Here is an 18,183-nt window from a genome sequence, read left to right as displayed (position 1 = left end):
TCCATCAAAGAACCATGCAAATTGCATCAACAACGTATTCCAACATGCAATGCCACCACGCCTAAGGAGAGGTTATGAATGTCCACATGCGCAAAACCACTTTGTTGCATGAGGGCTTTCAACGCTGCTTGGTCAGGATGCATCCGAATGGATTCAGCCAAATAACGGTAGCTGGCATCGTCGCCAGCCACCATTTTGCCTAGTCGCGGCAAGACTTGAAAGGAATACCAGTCATAGACCTTAGATAAAGGTTGGGCAACTTTGGAAAATTCCAACACCAAGAGCTTGCCACCGGGCTTGAGCACCCGCGCCATCTCGGCCAAAGCGCGGTCTTTATGAGTCATATTGCGCAAACCAAAGGACACACAAACCACATTGAAGCTGGCATCTGCAAATGGCAAAGCCTCAGCGTCACAGACGGTGGTGGGCAGCATCAGACCTTCGTCTAAGAGGCGATCGCGGCCTTGGCGCAACATCGCCAAATTGATGTCGGTGTGCACAACAGTGCCTTGGGGACCGGCTTGCTTGGCAAACGCCTGTGCCATGTCTCCCGTGCCCCCAGCGATATCGAGCACAGCGTCACCTGCCTGCACATGGGCCACCATCACCGCATAAGCTTTCCAAGCGCGGTGCATGCCCATGGACATCAAATCATTCATGATGTCGTATTTGCTGGCAACCGAATCAAAAACGCCACGCACCCGACGGGCCTTGTCGTCTTCGTTGACTTTTTTAAAACCGAAGTGTGTTTGCGTCATATCTGACCTAATGGCTGTGGCAAACATTGCCGGTGGCAGAACCCATGGGATCATCACGTCCTACACCCGCTGATTTCAAACGCATTTCATACTGCACCCACAACTCGGCTTCACGCTGACCCAAAGAGTACAAATAGTCCCAAGAAAAAATACCACTGTTGTGGCCATCACTGAACTGGGGTTGCACCCCATAGTGGCCCACAGGCTCGAGGGCCACGATAGCCACCTCACGCTTGCCGGTTTGCAGCACTTCTTGTCCAGGACCATGGCCTTGGACTTCTGCCGAGGGGCTGTACACACGCAGCAACTCAAAGGGTATACGAAATGTTTGCCCATCAGAGAAGCTAATTTCCATCACTTTGGACTGGCTGTGCAACACGATATCCATGGGTTGAGGGGTTGTGGGTGTCAGTCCAGCCATGTCTGCTCCTTAAACCAAAACACGTTCTATGCCACCACTGTTGGCTTGGCGAATATAGTCAGTCATCCATTGCTCGCCCAATATTTTTTTAGCCATCTCAACCACGATGTAATCGGCCTCTAGCAAACCGTTTTGCAGATCGTCTTGAAAGCGGTTCAAGCCCATCAAGCAGCTTGGACAACTGGTCAAAACTTTGATGTTGTCTTGCTCCGTAACCCATTTTTTTTCGCGCAACGCATCTTCGCCCAAACGAATTTCTTGTTCTTTGCGAAAACGAATTTGGGTTGATACATCTGGTCGTGAGTAGGCCAAACCACCACTTTCGCCGCAGCAGCGTTTGCTCTCGAGAACTTGTTCGCCCAGCAAGGCTTTCACCGTTTTCATGGGCGCTTGTTGTTTCATGGGGCTGTGACACGGATCGTGGTAAAGGTAAGCGCCACCCGCGGGCAAAGAAAGTTGCTTTTCAAGCAAGTATTCATGGATGTCCAAAATACGTGAGCCAGGGAAAATTTTGTCGAACTCGTATCCCTGCAATTGGTCAAAACATGTTCCGCAACTCACCACCACGGTTTTGATGTCAAGGTAGTTCAAAGTGTTTGCCACGCGGTGAAACAAAACACGGTTGTCGGTGATGATTTTGTCTGCTTTGTCTTGCTGACCCGAACCACGCTGCGGGTAACCGCAGCACAAATACCCCGGTGGCAAAACAGTCTGTACACCGGCGTGCCATAACATGGCTTGGGTGGCCAAACCTACTTGGCTGAACAAGCGCTCTGAGCCACAACCAGGAAAATAAAACACCGCCTCCGCATCAGCGCTGGTGGTCTGCGGGTTACGAATGATGGGCACATAGTCGCGGTCTTCAATATCGAGCAATGCACGGGCGGTTTTATTGGGTAAGCCCGCGGGCATTTTTTTATTCACAAAATGCACCACTTGCGCCTTGATAACGGGCGCACCCACGCTAGAGGGCGGTTGCTGGGTTTGCTGTTTGGCCAGCACATGCAAGGCTTGGTTGGCCCAACGCTGCCCCTGCATGGCAACTCGGGTGACGGCGTGGCCAAGGTTGATCGCCTGCGGATTCACCGTGGTCACCAACCAAGATTGGAAAGATGAAGCAGGGCGAAAGCTTTGCTTACCCATTTTGCGCAGCAAATTGCGCATGGCCATGGTGACATCGCCAAAATCAATTTTGACGGGGCAAGGGCTGGCGCATTTGTGGCAAACCGTGCAGTGGTCAGCCACGTCTTCAAATTCTTGCCAATGCTTGATGGACACACCACGCCGTGTTTGCTCTTCATACAGGAAAGCCTCAATCAGTAAAGAGGTCGCCAAAATTTTGTCGCGCGGGCTGTAGAGCAAATTCGCCCCTGGTACATGGGTGGCGCAAACCGGTTTGCATTTGCCGCAGCGCAAACAGTCTTTGATGGAGTCAGAAATGGCACCAATGTCTGACTGCTGCATGATCAACGACTCGTGGCCCATCAGGCCAAAGCTGGGGGTGTAGGCTTGACTCAGGTCTGAGCTTCGTTGCTCATTGGCTGGCAGAGCTTTTCTGATCAACTTGCCTTGGTTGAAGTGGCCCCTTGGGTCTATACGCGATTTATAGTCGGCAAAAGGCTGCAGCTCGACGTCGGTGAGGTAAGCCATTTTGGTGATGCCAATGCCATGTTCACCAGAAATCACGCCATCGAGGGAGCGAGCCAAGGCCATGATGCGGTCGACCGCTTCATGCGCGGTTTGCAGCATCTCGTAGTCATCGCTGTTGACCGGCAAATTGGTATGCACATTACCGTCACCTGCATGCATGTGCAATGCAGCCCAAACACGGCCTTTCAAAACCCTTTGATGTGTGTCATCCAAGGCTTGGCGCAAAGGGGCGAACGCCGCGCCATTGAACAGGCTGTGCAAGGGCTGGCGCAACTCGGTTTTCCAGCTGGCCCGCAGACTGTGACTTTGTAAGTCTGAAAAGAAATGGTCAATACCAATTAGCCATGAAGACCAGCGGGTTTTAACCTCGTTGAACAATTCCAAAGCCTGCATCACACGCTCTTGCAGCAACTCAGGAGAGGGCGCTTCGCTGTCTTTAGAGACCTCACCCAGTGGCAACGATCCATGCGCGAACAAACTGGTGAGTGCATCGCACAGCGCAATCTTGTTACGCAAAGACAACTCGATATTGATTCGCTCTATGCCATCGGTGTACTCAGCCATGCGCGGCAAAGGAATGACGACGTCTTCGTTGATCTTGAAGGCATTGGTATGGCGGCTGATGGCGGCGGTGCGTTTGCGATCCAGCCAAAACTTTTTACGCGCCTCGGCACTGACCGCCACAAAGCCTTCGCCTGACCTGGCATTGGCCAAGCGAATGACTTCAGAGGTAGCACGTGCCACGGCATCTGCATCGTCGCCAGCGATATCGCCAAACAACACCATATTGGGCAAGCCACCACGTTTGGACTTGGTGGTGTAGCCCACAGCCTTCAAATAACGCCGGTCCAAATGCTCCAAACCAGCCAGCACCGTGCCACTGGTTTTGGCGAGTTGGAACATATAGTCTTTGATGTCCACGATGCTGGGAACGGCTTCGCGGGCATGGCCAAAAAACTCCAAGCACACGGTACGTGTATGCGCGGGCATGCGATGCAAAATCCACCTTGCGCTGGTGATCAAACCATCACAGCCTTCTTTTTGGATACCGGGCAAGCCGCTTAAAAATTTATCGGTGACGTCTTTACCCAAGCCGGCTTTGCGAAAACTCGCCCCAGGTATATCTAAACGCTCGGTGCGAACAGGGGTGGTGCCATCAGCTTGGAAATAGCGCAACTCAAAACTTGCCATCTCTGCGTCGTGGATCTTGCCCAAGTTGTGATTGAGTCGCACCACTTCCAGCCAAGTGGCGTCGGGTGTGACCATGCGCCAACTGGCCAAGTTGTCCAACGCCGTGCCCCAGAGTACCGCTTTTTTGCCGCCAGCGTTCATGGCGATATTGCCGCCAATGCAAGAGGCCTCGGCAGATGTCGGGTCGACGGCAAACACAAAACCAGCTTGTTCTGCAGCATCGGCGACACGCTGTGTCACCACGCCAGCTTCGGTGGCAATGGTGGCAAAGGCATGGGTTAAGCCTGGCAGTTGCAGCATTTCTACCTTGCCCAGGTGTTGCAGCTTTTCGGTGTTGATGACCGCACTTTTCCAACTGAGTGGAATGGCCCCCCCCGTGTAGCCAGTGCCACCACCGCGCGGCACAATGGTCAAACCCAAATCGATACAGGCTTTCACCAGCTTAGCCATTTCTGCTTCGCTGTCGGGCGCCAACACCACAAAAGGGTACTCCACCCGCCAATCGGTGGCGTCGGTGACATGCGACACACGGCTCATGGCATCAAAGCGAATATTGTTGTCGTGGGTGCATTTACGCAAAGCTTTTTTGGCTTTGCTGCGCAATCGATCCACTTCATCAAAACCTTGGGCAAAGGCTTTGACACACGAGCGAGCCGCATCCAACAACTGCACCACCATAACGTCGCGTTCGCGGTCATGGAAAACATCGCGGCGTTTGTCGATCTCACCCAAGCGGTGTTGCAAAGCCTGCACCAGTTGTTGACGTCGCCTGGGGTTGTCCAATAAATCGTCTTGCAAATAAGGGTTGCGCTGCACCACCCAAATGTCGCCCAAGACCTCGAACAACATGCGCGCAGAGCGCCCAGTTTTGCGCTCTTGGCGCAAAGTTTCTAAGGTCTGCCAAGTGCTTGACCCCAGCAGTCGAATAACGATTTCTCTATCGGAAAACGAGGTGTAGTTGTAGGGGATTTCCCTCGATCGTTGGATGTCTTGGTCAGCCGCCAGCAAAGGGGGCAAGGGCGTAGGAGCGTTCATAAGGGAGTGGGATATTAACCTAGGCAGAATTTAGCGACGCCAAGCCCTGAAAAATACCCATTGCAAAGAAGCGCATACCAACACAAGCAAGGTGTAGGTCAGCATCTTGCCGTCTTGACCGCCTATCAGCAGCCCACCTGTCAAAACTGCCATGCCTGCCAAACTGTTCAGGACAAACTGTAGCCAAGGCTTAACCAGCAAAGGTTTATGGCGCCATAAAAGGCGAGTAAGAACCCCCATCCACGCCGCCATAAAGACCGCAGGAGCTAAAAAATTGACTAAGTGCACAATAAGCGACAAGCTATCCATCCCGAAATTTTATAATCTCCACTATGTCAGTATGGGCGCTAGGACTCAACCACACCACCGCTCCGCTCGATTTGCGGGGACGGTTTGCGTTTGCTATTGAGCAAATAGGGCCTGTTCTTGACGGTTTGCGTCAAAGTTTTGGCTCGCAAACAGAAGCCACCATTCTCTCCACTTGCAACCGAACTGAAATTTATTGCGCCTCGCAAGAAATCGCCATGCCCCAGACCCTGCTGTGGCTGGCTGAGTCTGGTGGCGTAAGCCCCGACAGCTTGCACGACCATATCTACACCATGGTTGACAACGAGGCAGCGCGCCACGCCTTTCGAGTGGCCAGCGGTTTGGACTCCATGGTACTGGGCGAGCCGCAAATCTTGGGGCAAATGAAAGACGCTGTGCGGGTGGCCCGCGAGGTGGGTGCCTTGGGTTCTACTTTGCACCAAATGTTCCAACGCTCTTTTGCGGTGGCCAAGCAGGTTCGCAGCTCCACCGAAATTGGTGCCCACAGCATCAGCATGTCTGCCGCGTCTGTTCGACTGGCTGCGCAATTGTTTGAAGACCTGACCAAAATCAATGTATTGTTTGTAGGTGCAGGCGAAATGATCGAGTTGTGCGCCACCCATTTCGCCGCTAAAAATCCCAAAACCATGATGGTAGCCAACCGCACCCAAGAGCGCGGCGAGCGCTTGGCAGTTCAACTGAAGGCCGATGTCATGCGTTTGGCAGACTTACCAGACCGCTTGCACGAATTCGATGCTGTCATCAGCTGTACCGCCAGCACCTTGCCTTTGATTGGTTTAGGCGCTGTGGAGCGTGCGCTGAAAAAACGCCGCAACCGCCCCATGTTCATGGTCGATTTAGCGGTTCCCCGAGACATTGAACCGGAAGTGAAGTCTTTGCGCGATGTCTACCTCTACACCGTGGACGATTTGTCGCAAGTGGTGCAAACCGGCCAAGCCAGCCGCCAAGCCGCCGTGGCCGAAGCCGAGGTCATCATCGACGCTGGCGTGCAAAGTTTTGTCAATTGGTTGGACCAGCGCAGCGATGTGCCGCTGATTCAACAACTCAACCAGCAAGCTGAAGTTTGGCGTGCCGCTGAGTTGCAAAAAGCGCACAAACTGCTCTCCAAGGGCGAATCTGTCGAAGCTGTGTTGGACAGCATGTCCAAAAACCTCGCCCACAAAATGCTACATGGTGCAATGTCTGAGCTGCATTCAGACGACCCGCAAGCGCGTCAACAAGCGCGTAGCGCTATCGAACACTTCTTTTTGCGCAGCTCACGTTAGCTGCGGCCTTCCCCATGAAACCATTTATGCGCGCTCAGCTAGAGCGCTCGGTGCAACGTTTGTCCGAGCTGGATTTTTTGCTCTCCCGCGAAGACATCATGCAAGACATGACACAGTTCATGGCCTTGTCGCGCGAACACGCCGAGGTGGTGGCCTTGGTCACGCCTTACCAAAAATGGCAGCAACTTGGGCAAGACTTGGTTTCTGCGCAGGCCATGCTGCTAGACCATGATGCTGATTTGCAAGCCATGGCGCAAGAAGAGATTGCCATCGCCGAGCCTGCGATTTTGTCGATTGAAGCGCAGTTGCAACGCATGTTGCTGCCCAAAGACCCCGACGATGGCCGCAACGCCTTTTTGGAAATCCGTGCCGGCACAGGCGGCGACGAATCCGCGCTGTTTGCCAGCGACTTGCTGCGCATGTACACCCGTTATTGCGCCGCCACAGGCTGGCGGGTGGAGGTGATCAGCGAGTCGGTGAGCGAGTTGGGCGGCTACAAAGAGGTGGTGATCCGCATCGAGGGTACTGGGGTGTATGGCGCTTTGAAGTTTGAGTCAGGCGGCCACCGGGTGCAGCGTGTGCCTGCCACCGAAACCCAAGGGCGCATTCACACCAGCGCTTGCACTGTGGCAGTTTTGGCTGAACCTGACGAAGCGCAAGCCATTCAAATCAACCCCTCGGATTTACGCATTGACACCTTTCGCGCCAGCGGCGCGGGGGGGCAGCACATCAACAAAACCGACTCTGCGGTACGCATCACCCACTTGCCCACTGGCATCGTGGCCGAGTGCCAAGACGGCCGCAGCCAGCACAGCAACAAGGCGCAAGCGCTGCGGGTGTTGACGGCACGTATCCAAGAAAAAGACCGCTCCGAGCGGGCCGCCAAAGATGCGGCTGAGCGCAAAAGCCTGATTGGCAGCGGCGACCGTAGCGATCGAATCCGCACCTACAACTTCCCCCAAGGGCGCTTCACTGACCACCGCATCAACCTGACGCTTTACAAACTCTTGGGCATCATGGAGGGTGATTTGAGCGATGTGATCGAAGCCTTGCAAGCCTATGAAGCCGCTGAACAACTGGCGGCGCTTGAGGGTGCAGGGTGAACATCGCCCAAGCCTTGGCGCAAGCTAAAACTCTGGCGCTGGACCATTTGGAATGCCAAACACTGCTGCTTCATACTTTGGGGCGGGACCTGCATGACCGCGCATGGCTGCTGTTACACGACATGGATGAACTCAGCGCTGACGCTGTAGAAAAGTTCCATGCTGTGGTGCAACGGCGTCTGCAACACGAACCCTTGGCGTATTTAACCGGCTTTCAAGACTTCCATGGTCTGACGTTGCAAACAGACTGGCGAGCGCTGGTACCCCGCCCCGACACCGAAACTTTAGTGGATTGGGCCTTGGCTGTTGGCGCAACAAAAGCAAAGGTATTGGACTTGGGTACGGGCAGTGGTGCGATTGCCTTGGCCTTGAAACACGCCCAGCCTGCTTGGCAGGTGAGCGCCGTGGACGCCAGCGACGAGGCCTTGCAATTGGCGAGACTCAATGCCCAACGCTATCAACTTGACGTTACCTTTGCGCCCAGCGATTGGCTGTCACAAGTGACAGGTTTGTTTGACTTGATTGTCGCCAACCCGCCCTACATTGCTGAGAGTGACCTCCATTTGCAAGCCTTACCCTCAGAGCCCCGCATGGCCTTGGTGAGTGGGGTGGACGGTTTGGACGCCATTCGCCACATCATTTCGCAAGCCCCCCAGCACCTTGATCAAGGCGCTTGGCTGCTGCTGGAGCACGGTTTTGACCAAGCGCCGTCGGTGCTTGCCTTGCTTGAGCAGCATGGCTTTGTTCAGATACAAAGCCGTGTGGACCTTGCGGGCATAAATCGTTGCAGCGGGGGCTGTTGGCCAGAAGTGAAATAATGACCATTCTGATCGGGCAAATGCCCAGTGTTTAAGGGAGTTTTCTATGAGTGATGTGCAGCAACGTATCGACCAATTGGTCAAAAACAATGACATCGTGTTGTTCATGAAGGGCAACGCCAGCTTTCCCATGTGCGGTTTTTCCGGCCGTGCAGTGCAGTTACTCAAAGCCAGCGGCGTGGACACCAAAACACTGACCACTGTCAATGTGCTGGACGACGCAGATATCCGCCAAGGCATCAAGGAATACAGCAACTGGCCCACCGTTCCCCAGCTCTACATCAAAGGTGAGTTCGTTGGCGGCTCAGACATCATGACCGAGATGTACGAGAGCGGCGAATTGCCTAAGTTGTTGGGCGCTTAATACGCCTTTGGCCCCCCTAAAAGAAGCAGGGCGTTAAACGCCCAACTTTGCCTTCAACAACCCCAACACCTCAGCCAGCGCCACCTTGCTGGCCTCGGTGTCACGGCGGTGCTGGTATTCCACCAAACCGTCTTTGAGGCCTTTGTCGCCAATGGTCACGCGGTGCGGCACCCCAATCAACTCCCAGTCGGCAAACATGGCGCCAGGGCGCTCGCCGCGATCGTCCAAGATCACGTCCACGCCTGAAGCCAGCAAGTCGGCGTAGAGGGTGTCGGCGGCGGCTTTCACATCAGGGCTGCGGTCGGGGCCGATGGGGCAAATCACCACGGTGAAAGGCGCCAAAGCGTCGGGCCAAATGATGCCTTTGGCATCGTGGTTTTGCTCGATGGCAGCGGCCGGCAAGCGGGTGATGCCAATGCCGTAGCAGCCCATCTCGAAGTGCTTGGGCTTGCCATCATCGGCCAAAAACGTGGCGTTCATGGCTTGGCTGTACTTGGTGCCGAGGTAAAAAATATGTCCCACCTCGATGCCGCGCTCAATCGCCAACACGCCTTTGCCGTCGGGTGAGACGTCGCCTTCGACCACGTTGCGGATGTCGGCCACCATGTCGGGTTCGGGCAGGTCGCGGCCCCAGTTGGCGCCGGTCATGTGAAAGTCGACCGCGTTGGCGCCACACACCCAATCGGCCATCACCGCCACATCGCGGTCGATGACGATTTTTAACGGCTTTTGCAAGCCAATGGGCCCGAGATAGCCGGGTTTACAGCCGAAATGGTCTTCAATCTCGGCGATGGTGGCAAACCGAAAGCCTTTTTCAAAGCCCGGCAACTTGCCCACTTTCACCTCGTTCATGTCGTGGTCGCCGCGCACCAACAGCAACCAAACCTGCGATTTGACGACAACACCCTCTTTATTGAGGTCATCTGTCGCTAAAACCAGCGATTTAATGGTTTTGGTCAAAGGCAGACCCAAAAGTTCGGCCACATCGGCGCAGGTGCTCTTGCCCGGCGTGGGGGTTTTGGCCAAAGCTTGGGTGGCGGCAGGCCGTGCGCCTTGCGGGGCCAAGGCCTCGGCTTTTTCCATGTTGGCGGCGTAGTCGCTGCTGGGGCAATAAACGATGGCGTCTTCGCCGGTGGCCGCAATCACTTGAAACTCTTCACTCAAGTCGCCGCCAATCGCGCCGCTGTCAGCGGCCACCGCGCGGTAGCGCAAGCCAAAGCGGTCGAAGACGGCGCGGTAGGCCTGCGCCATGACTTGGTAGCTGGCCTTGGCCGCGTCGGCGTCGCGGTCAAAGCTGTAGGCGTCTTTCATGGTGAACTCACGCCCGCGCATCAATCCAAAACGGGGGCGGCGCTCGTCACGAAACTTGGTTTGGATTTGGTAGAGGTTTTTCGGCAGTTGCTTGTAGCTGCGCAATTCTTGGCGGGCGATGTCGGTGACCACCTCTTCGCTGGTGGGTTGCACCACAAAGTCGCGGCCATGGCGGTCTTGGATGCGCAGCAACTCGGGGCCCATTTTTTCAAAGCGGCCCGTCTCTTGCCACAGCTCTGAGGGCTGCACCACCGGCATGGTCAGTTCAATGGCGCCAGCGCGGTTCATCTCTTCGCGCACAATGGCCTCGACCTTGCGGATCACCCGCAAGCCCATGGGCATGTAGGTGTAAATGCCTGCGCCTAGCTTTTTGATCATGCCGGCACGCATCATCAGTTGATGGCTGGCCACCTCGGCGTCGGACGGGGCTTCCTTGAGGGTGGAGATAAAAAATTGGGAGGCTTTCATGGTCTGCTGTGCCGCATAAATCGGCATAAATGAATGGTCAGCCCTATTGATGACAGCCGTTGTCTGTGCATAATGGACTCAGTTGAAAAATTGAGGTTTGATTATGCTTGACCGCGATGGCTTTAGGCCTAACGTCGGCATCATTCTGCTCAATCAGAGGAATCAGGTTTTTTGGGGCAAGCGCATTCGCACCCACAGTTGGCAATTTCCGCAGGGCGGCATCGACCGCGGCGAAACTCCCGAGCAAGCCATGTTTCGGGAATTGCAAGAAGAAGTGGGGCTGTTAGCAGAACATGTGCGCATCGTTGCCCGAACCCGAGACTGGTTGCGCTATGAAGTGCCAGACCGCTACATCCGCAAGGATGCGCGCGGCCATTACAAGGGGCAAAAACAAATATGGTTTTTGCTGCAATTGGTGGTGCCTGATCACGCCTTGAATCTTCGCGCCAGCACCCACCCCGAGTTTGATGCTTGGCGCTGGAACGACTACTGGGTGCCACTGGATTCAGTGGTCGATTTCAAGCGCGGGGTGTATGAAAGGGCATTGACCGAGTTGTCACGCTTTCTGCCACAACCAGAAACCAAAAGCCGTTTTTTAGGACAAGGACTGAGCCATACCGATCGCATAGATGGCTCTGAACAACGCCCGACTGCACCCAATTAAGCGGTGAGCACCAAGTTATCGCGGTGAACCATCTCTGGTTCAGCCACATAACCCAGCAGTTTTTCAATCTCGCTTGACGCCTTGCGGCATAACAAACGGGCTTCGGCGCTTGCATAGTTGGCCAAGCCTCGGGCAAATGCTTTGCCGTGTTCATCGCAAATGGCGATGATGTCGCCGCGGGAAAAATCTCCCTGCACGCTGCTCATACCAATGGGCAACAAACTTTTTCCCTCACGGCTTAACTTCACCACAGCACCCGCATCCACCCAGACCGCGCCGGGCAGTTGCAACTGATCCACCATCCACTGCTTTCGCGCTTGCTGCTTGTGGGTAGGTGCGACCAACAAGGTACCTAAGCTTTCGCCTTGGGCCAAGCGCAGGAGTACATCTGGTTCGCGCCCCCATGCAATCACGGTGCTGGCACCCGAGCCTGCAGCTCTTTTGGCCGCCAGTATTTTGGTGATCATGCCGCCCTTACCGATGCTGGAGCCTGCACCACCAGCCATGACTTCCAATGCAGGGTCCCCGGCTTTGGCTTCATGAACAAAAGTAGCTTGCTTGTTCACGCGCGGGTCGGCGGTAAACAGGCCTTGCTGGTCGGTCAAGATCACCAAGGCGTCCGCCTCGACCAAGTTAGCCACCAAAGCGCCCAAGGTGTCGTTGTCCCCAAACTTAATTTCGTCATTCACCACCGTGTCGTTTTCGTTGATCACGGGCAGCACTTTGTGTTGCAGCAAAGTTAACAAGGTAGAACGGGCATTGAGGTAGCGCTCGCGGTCGGCCAAGTCGGCGTGTGTGAGCAACACCTGCGCACTTCGCAAGCCCTGCTCGCGCAGTTTGGTTTCGTACATTTGTGCCAAACCCATTTGACCTACCGCTGCCGCCGCTTGCAATTCATGCAACTCGTGAGGTCGGGTGGTCCAGCCCAGCCGCTTCATACCCTCGGCAATGGCGCCGCTAGAGACCATGATGATTTCCCGCGCAGGGTCCGCCTTGGCAAGCGTCGCCATTTGACGGCACCACTCGCCAATGGCGGCTTCGTCCAAGCCCTTGCCTTCGTTGGTCACCAAGCTGGAACCCACCTTGACCACAATGCGTCTGGCGTCGCGCAAGACCTTTGAGTTGGCGGTTTCATTCATGGGTATTAACTGTTTACAGGCGTGGTGGGCATGACGGCAAAGCGAGGGTCCACAACCTCTGGCTCTTGGGTCGATTGAAATTGCGCCTGCAAATGGTCGTAAATAGCCCGCACCAAGCCTTCGCAACCTTCGCGGTTCAAGGCCGATATTTCAAACACCGGACCTTTGTACTTAAAGCGTTTGACAAAATCTTTCACCCGCGCAGCACGTTCATCAGTTGGCACCATGTCGAGCTTGTTCAACACCAGCCAACGAGGTTTATCGAACAGCTCAGGGTCGTATTTTTTCAGCTCCAGCGTGATGGCCTTAGCTTGGGCGACAGGGTCTACCGCATCGTCAAATGGGGCTAAGTCGACCATGTGCAGCAGCAAACGGGTGCGCTGCAAATGGCGTAAAAACTGGTGACCCAAACCCGCACCCTCGGCAGCGCCCTCGATCAAACCGGGCACATCTGCCACCACAAAGCTTTGCTCCGCTGCCACCCTGACCACGCCTAAGTTTGGGTGCAAAGTGGTGAAGGGGTAGTCGGCAATTTTGGGTCTGGCGTTAGAGATGGCGCTGATGAGTGTGGATTTACCAGCGTTGGGCATACCTAGTAAGCCCACATCTGCCAGCACTTTCAACTCTAGTTTGAGGTTTTTGCGCTCACCCGGCCAGCCGGGCGTTTTTTGGCGAGGCGCACGGTTGATGGCACTTTTAAAGCGCATATTGCCAAAACCGCCGTCGCCGCCTTTGGCGATCATGATGACCTCGCCAGGGTTGAGCAATTCGTAAAGCACATCATTGGTTTCGGCGTCAATCAGCAAGGTGCCCACCGGCATTTTCAAGGTAATGTCGTCGCCTGCTGCGCCAAACATGTCTGAACCCATGCCGTGCTCGCCGCGACGCGCTTCGTGGCGGCGTGAAAAACGGAAATCGACCAAGGTGTTCAAGCTGGCGTCCGCCACCGCGTATACATGGCCACCGCGCCCACCGTCACCGCCATTGGGGCCGCCAAACTCTTTGTACTTTTCATGACGAAACGACACGCAACCGTTCCCGCCGTCGCCAGCGATGATGTCGATAAAGGCTTCGTCAACGAATTTCATAGGGCTATCTTAAAGAACAAAGCCCCGACGAGCGGGGCTTTGAAGCTGACGTCGGTCAAAAAGCCAAGGGTCAGACAGGGGTGACGTTCACCATTTGCTTGTTCAAAGCGCCTTTGAACGAGAAAGACACATGGCCTTCGACCAATGCAAACAGAGTGTGGTCTTTGCCAATGCCGACGTTGTTGCCAGGGTGGAACTTGGTACCGCGTTGGCGAACAATGATGGCGCCTGCAGTGATGTGCTCGCCGCCAAAGGCTTTGACGCCAAGCATTTTGGGGTTGGAATCGCGGCCGTTACGCGTTGAGCCGCCGCCTTTTTTCTGTGCCATGCTTGATTAACTCCTTAGGCTTGGATAGAGGCAATTTGCAATTCGGTGAATTGCTGGCGATGCCCCTGACGTTTTTGATAGTGCTTACGGCGGCGCATTTTGAAAATATGCACCTTATCGTGCTTGCCGTGTGCGACCACCATGGCTTTGACAGATGCACCGGACACCAAGGGTGTGCCAACTTTGATTTCAGCGCCGTTACCGACAGCCAAAACTTGGTCGATCACAATTTCTTGGCCAACATCCGCAGCGATCTGTTCTACTTTGATTTTTTCGCCGGTTGACACGCGATACTGCTTGCCACCAGTTTTTATGACTGCGTACATACGAACCTCTGAAAGAAAAGACTCTTCTCCGCCAAACCATTTTGAGCAGAGCCAAAGATTTTAGCATGCGCTAGGGTTTTGTCACTATTTTTCGCTCCTGAACGCCCCAGCCTACCTATAATTAGGGTCTAAATCCATATATTTACCCCATTGTCCAGCCCCCCCGCCCCCTCTTCCAGCCCATTTTCTGGTCTTATCGCCAAGGACATGACCGCTGTTGACCAACTGATTGGCCAGCGGCTGTCCTCCAGTGTGCCGTTGGTGGGACAGGTTTCACAGCACATCATCACCTCGGGCGGCAAGCGTTTACGCCCTGTTTTGCTGCTTTTGATGGCCGGCGCATTGGGCTACAAGGGAGACGAGCATTTCAAATTGGCTACTGTGGTGGAGTTCATCCATACCGCCACCCTTTTGCACGATGATGTGGTGGACGACTCGGGAATGCGGCGCGGCAAAGCCACAGCCAATGCCTTGTTTGGCAACCCCGCAAGTGTGTTGGTGGGAGATTTTTTGTATTCCCGCGCTTTTCAAATGATGGTCGAGTGCGGCGAGATGCGCATTTTGGACATCGTGGCCGACGCCACCAATGTGATCGCCGAAGGCGAGGTCATGCAACTCATGAACATGCATGATGCCTCCCTTGATCAGCAAGGCTATTTAAAGGTAATTCGCAGTAAAACTGCAAAATTGTTCGAGGCCAGCACTCGCTTGCCCGCTGTGTTGGTGAAGTCTTCTGCCAAGGTGGAAGCTGCTTGCGCCGCTTATGGTCAGGCCTTGGGCACTGCGTTTCAAGTGATTGACGATGTGCTCGACTATGACGGTGACGCTAACACCATGGGGAAAAACCTTGGCGACGATTTGCGCGAAGGCAAATCCACCTTGCCGCTTATTTTTGCCATGCAACGCGGCACGCCCAGTCAATGCGAGTTGATTCGAAATGCCATTGAGCAAGGTGATATTGGCGCATTGGCGGACATCGCCGAGATTGTGCGCAGCACGGGTGCCATGCAAGCCACTCGGCAGGCTGCATCGGACGAAGCGCAGTTGGCCCTCCATGCCTTAGATGTTTTGCCTGCCAGTGAGTACAAAACTGCATTGGCCGAAATTGCCGAGCAATTGCTAGAGCGCCAGAATTAAAAAAACCCGCTGCCTTGTGAGCAGCGGGTTTTAAGTTCTTTGTCCTTTAACTGGCAACTAGGCCAGCGCAGGGATTAGAAAGCGTGCTTGATACCAAGTGCAGTAATGGTTGTCTTCAATGTTGAAGCCGAACCTGCAATGGTGTCAACGCTTGCTTTACCAGACATTCCGTACAGAGTCGTGCGCTTGCTCAGTGTGTAAGTTGCAAATAAACGGTTGGCGGTAGATTCCACTGTTTTGCCAGATACGAGAGCGGTAGGAACAGTAACTGTGGTGCTGCTAGCTACGCCAGTGCCATCAGATGTGCCTTTTTCGGTTGACACAGCATAACCAATACCAATTGCACCGAAAGGCACGCTTACGCCTGTAGTGCTGGTTTTAAATTGAGCTACTGTCGTGCCAGATTTGATGGTTGATGCGCCATAGAAAGCTTTGGCGATACCAAAGTCATATGTCACTGCAACTGCCGTTGCTTTGGTTTTGTCCAAGGCTGTTCTGGCAGCCAAAGCAGTTGCAGCGCCACCAATAGATGTAGATGTCATTTGATTGGAAGAGACGGCAGTTCCCGCACCGCTGGTTGATGCTGTTGCAGCATAGGTGTATGTCACAGCATTGGCTACTTCAGTTTTACTGGAATTTGAATAGCGAACCATCAAACCGCCGGTATCGTACTGAGCCATGTAACCAGTCAGGTTACCTGCATTGGTGCTATTGCCGCCCCGTTGCAGTTCACCAGCCAAGCTCAAGCCTGGAACAAATTGAGGTGCGGTGTAGCTAAGCAGATTGCCTTTGAGTCCACCAGCTGAGCTATTCAACTGGCCAATGTGTCCGCCAAAACCGGTAGGGTCAGCAGCTGCATTAGTAAAGAAGTTCAGGTTATAGCTGGTACCAACGCTGACAGCGCCAAATCCGCCCTTCAAGCCTACGCCTGAGCCGTTATAGACGGTCACGGCACCACCACTGGTTGATTCGGCAAGGGCTAGGTTGATGCCATAAGTGGCAGTCAAACCATTGCCGACATCTTCAGAGCCAGAAACGCCGAGTTCAGAAACGCCGTTCAAATCTTCGCCAAAACTTTTAGCAGTGGTTTTTACACCAAGCGCACTGGTTGTGCCGATGGTCATAGCTGCTTGATCCAAGATACCTGAAATTTTTGCATCAGCCATTGCGCCAGTGACGGCTGAAATTGCTGCGAGTGCAACGAGGGTTGTTGAACATTTTTTTAATTTATTTACTTATCTGCTTGATTTTTATATAAATTTTTATTTAAAATCGACAATTACCTATTTCGATGGAGTTATGTACTATGAAAATATCACTTAAATATTATAAATTTCCTTGTTTTAGTAATTTTTTTTAAATTTAAATACAAATAACAAATTTATATTTTAAAAATAATTTATTATTTATAAGGTTTTATGAGTACTGTTAGACAGTCTGTCATGAACGCCTCCAACGATGGGGCTTATCACACCACGCGAAGTCGCAGCGCAGTGATTAAATCCAGCATGACCAATGTCGATGGTTTGCCCAAAAAATTAAAGATTTTTCGCATTGCAGGAAGCAAGTTTTGGCAAATGCGCTATTTCGTGCAGGGCAAGTACATCACCAAAAGCTTGAAAACCGTGGACCTGCCTGAGGCCATGCTGTGTGCTCGGTTCATTTATGAAAGTTTAGAAGCTGAGGGTTTAGGCACGCAAGACCGAAACGAGGACAACTACCCCGCGGGGATGAAGAACCAGCAACTGCTACATAACTTGATCGAAGACATCTTGCAAGCAGAGCTAGAGAAAGTGCAACGCGACGAAATACGCCATAACTCGTATGTGATGACCAAAATCCGCTTGGAAGGCTTGATTTTTGAATTTTTAAAAGACAAACCGCTTCACAAAATTGATATCCAAGTGCTGGAAGACTTCATCCGGCACATGACCGAGAAGAAGCTTTCCGCCTCCACCATGCAAGGCTATATCGCGCAAATGCGCAAAGTTCTGCGGTTGTTGGAGCGCAAAAAAATCCTCTCTTATGTGCCGAGTTTTCCGCCGCTCAAAGCACAACCCAACTCCAGGGGCGGCTTTACCGTTACTGAATACAAAGCGATTTTGCGCAAATCCAAAGCACTGCAAAGCCAAACATTTAATGACTGGGGCGAAGGGAAACGGGCTTGGATGAGAAGCGCTTATCACCAAATGCCCGTGGAAATCAATTGGCTCATACGCTTCATGGTCTACACCTTCATGCGACCAGGCGATGTGCGGCAACTGAAAAACCAGCATATTGAAATCATCAACGGCAATTACCACTACCTGCGCCTGACCATGCCCGAAGTCAAGCGCCATAAATCAGCCACCGTCAGCTTGGCGCCAGCCGTTCCACTTTTTAAACATATCTTGGATCACCAAAAAGCACAGGGCTACGGCTCACCCGATGACTATGTGTTTTTCCCCGAAGTCAAAAACCGGCGTTTGGTTTTGGACATTGTGGGATGGTGCTTCAACTGGATATTGAAAGACCTGAACCTTAAACAAGGCCCGCACGGCAACGACCGCACTTTTTACAGCTTGCGCCACAGCGCAATTACCTTCCGTTTGATTTACGGCGGCAATATCGATTTGCTGACCTTGGCACGAAATGCCCGTACATCTGTGGAAATGATAGAAAAATTTTATGCCTCCACCCTTTCAGCAGAAATGAATGTGAGTCTTTTGCACAGCAAGCGCAGATAACACGCCACTCGCATTCCTAACCTTGGCCAACACTGGCTCTTTTATTGAGCGTGGCTTACACCTT

The 18,183-nt window shown here is 53.5% G+C and carries 17 protein-coding genes; 7 read left to right on the top strand and 10 right to left on the bottom strand.

The window, feature by feature from the left end; all coding sequences use genetic code 11:
* Nucleotides 1-26: 26 nt before the first annotated feature.
* From ubiE to AC9UEO_RS02460, 4 genes are read right to left on the bottom strand one after another with little or no spacing between them, the layout of a single operon-like run.
* Nucleotides 27-758, bottom strand: coding sequence for a bifunctional demethylmenaquinone methyltransferase/2-methoxy-6-polyprenyl-1,4-benzoquinol methylase UbiE (gene ubiE / locus AC9UEO_RS02475; RefSeq protein WP_509529411.1), 732 nt, complete (start codon nt 756-758; stop codon nt 27-29).
* A 7-nt stretch (nt 759-765) separates the two neighbouring features.
* A complete protein-coding gene (locus AC9UEO_RS02470; RefSeq protein WP_509529409.1) occupies nt 766-1,179 on the bottom strand; it encodes a gamma-butyrobetaine hydroxylase family protein in 414 nt (137 codons plus the stop codon).
* 9 nt (nt 1,180-1,188) lie between these two features.
* Nucleotides 1,189-5,055 carry a DUF3683 domain-containing protein gene (locus AC9UEO_RS02465; protein WP_509529407.1) on the bottom strand — a complete coding sequence of 1,289 codons (3,867 nt, stop codon included), beginning with the start codon at nt 5,053-5,055 and terminating at the stop codon, nt 1,189-1,191.
* Nucleotides 5,056-5,085: 30 nt separating this feature from the next.
* Nucleotides 5,086-5,208, bottom strand: a complete 123-nt coding sequence (locus AC9UEO_RS02460) for a hypothetical protein (protein ID WP_509529405.1) — start codon at nt 5,206-5,208, stop codon at nt 5,086-5,088.
* A gap of 179 nt (nt 5,209-5,387) precedes the next feature.
* Between AC9UEO_RS02460 and hemA the strand changes: the two genes are divergently transcribed.
* The 4 genes from hemA to grxD are packed head-to-tail and all read left to right on the top strand — an operon-like array spanning nt 5,388 to nt 8,932.
* Nucleotides 5,388-6,647, top strand: coding sequence for a glutamyl-tRNA reductase (gene hemA, locus AC9UEO_RS02455; protein ID WP_509529403.1), 1,260 nt, complete (start codon nt 5,388-5,390; stop codon nt 6,645-6,647).
* 14 nt (nt 6,648-6,661) lie between these two features.
* Entirely contained in the window at nt 6,662-7,750 is a 1,089-nt protein-coding gene (gene prfA, locus AC9UEO_RS02450) for a peptide chain release factor 1 (RefSeq protein WP_509529401.1), read from the top strand.
* Nucleotides 7,747-8,568: a peptide chain release factor N(5)-glutamine methyltransferase gene (prmC, locus tag AC9UEO_RS02445; RefSeq protein ID WP_509529399.1), complete on the top strand. Its 822-nt coding sequence runs from the start codon at nt 7,747-7,749 to the stop codon at nt 8,566-8,568. Before prfA ends, prmC begins: the two co-directional genes overlap by 4 nt.
* 46 nt (nt 8,569-8,614) lie before the next feature.
* Nucleotides 8,615-8,932: a Grx4 family monothiol glutaredoxin gene (gene grxD, locus AC9UEO_RS02440; RefSeq protein ID WP_509529397.1), complete on the top strand. Its 318-nt coding sequence runs from the start codon at nt 8,615-8,617 to the stop codon at nt 8,930-8,932.
* A gap of 33 nt (nt 8,933-8,965) precedes the next feature.
* Here the strand turns inward: grxD and AC9UEO_RS02435 are convergent, their stop codons facing one another.
* Nucleotides 8,966-10,711 carry a proline--tRNA ligase gene (locus AC9UEO_RS02435; RefSeq protein ID WP_509529395.1) on the bottom strand — a complete coding sequence of 582 codons (1,746 nt, stop codon included), beginning with the start codon at nt 10,709-10,711 and terminating at the stop codon, nt 8,966-8,968.
* A gap of 103 nt (nt 10,712-10,814) precedes the next feature.
* Between AC9UEO_RS02435 and AC9UEO_RS02430 the strand changes: the two genes are divergently transcribed.
* Nucleotides 10,815-11,375 carry an RNA pyrophosphohydrolase gene (locus AC9UEO_RS02430; RefSeq protein ID WP_509529392.1) on the top strand — a complete coding sequence of 187 codons (561 nt, stop codon included), beginning with the start codon at nt 10,815-10,817 and terminating at the stop codon, nt 11,373-11,375.
* Here AC9UEO_RS02430 and proB read toward each other — a convergent pair.
* The 4 genes from proB to rplU form a co-directional block, all read right to left on the bottom strand.
* Complete coding sequence (gene proB / locus AC9UEO_RS02425; RefSeq protein ID WP_509529390.1) at nt 11,372-12,514, bottom strand: glutamate 5-kinase; 1,143 nt, start codon at nt 12,512-12,514, stop codon at nt 11,372-11,374. The genes AC9UEO_RS02430 and proB overlap by 4 nt on opposite strands.
* 5 nt (nt 12,515-12,519) lie before the next feature.
* Nucleotides 12,520-13,602, bottom strand: a complete 1,083-nt coding sequence (gene obgE / locus AC9UEO_RS02420; RefSeq protein WP_509529388.1) for a GTPase ObgE — start codon at nt 13,600-13,602, stop codon at nt 12,520-12,522.
* Nucleotides 13,603-13,672: 70 nt separating this feature from the next.
* Entirely contained in the window at nt 13,673-13,930 is a 258-nt protein-coding gene (gene rpmA, locus AC9UEO_RS02415) for a 50S ribosomal protein L27 (protein WP_509529386.1), read from the bottom strand.
* 14 nt (nt 13,931-13,944) lie between these two features.
* Nucleotides 13,945-14,256 (bottom strand): 50S ribosomal protein L21, encoded by a 312-nt coding sequence (gene rplU / locus AC9UEO_RS02410; RefSeq protein ID WP_509529384.1) that lies wholly within the window; start codon nt 14,254-14,256, stop codon nt 13,945-13,947.
* A gap of 207 nt (nt 14,257-14,463) precedes the next feature.
* On the opposite strand from rplU, the gene AC9UEO_RS02405 reads away from it, so the two are divergent.
* Nucleotides 14,464-15,393, top strand: coding sequence for a polyprenyl synthetase family protein (locus AC9UEO_RS02405; RefSeq protein WP_509529382.1), 930 nt, complete (start codon nt 14,464-14,466; stop codon nt 15,391-15,393).
* A gap of 74 nt (nt 15,394-15,467) precedes the next feature.
* On the opposite strand, the gene AC9UEO_RS02400 is transcribed toward AC9UEO_RS02405, so the two are convergent.
* Entirely contained in the window at nt 15,468-16,580 is a 1,113-nt protein-coding gene (locus tag AC9UEO_RS02400; protein WP_509529720.1) for a porin, read from the bottom strand.
* A gap of 231 nt (nt 16,581-16,811) precedes the next feature.
* Between AC9UEO_RS02400 and AC9UEO_RS02395 the strand changes: the two genes are divergently transcribed.
* Complete coding sequence (locus AC9UEO_RS02395) at nt 16,812-18,119, top strand: tyrosine-type recombinase/integrase (RefSeq protein WP_509529380.1); 1,308 nt, start codon at nt 16,812-16,814, stop codon at nt 18,117-18,119.
* Nucleotides 18,120-18,183 lie beyond the last annotated feature (64 nt).

It is taken from the genome of Limnohabitans sp., assembly GCF_040401495.1.
In the GTDB taxonomy this organism is placed as follows: domain Bacteria; phylum Pseudomonadota; class Gammaproteobacteria; order Burkholderiales; family Burkholderiaceae_C; genus Limnohabitans.
The sequence above is the reverse complement of the archived record's forward strand: the minus strand, read 5'-3'. Positions and strand labels throughout refer to the sequence as shown.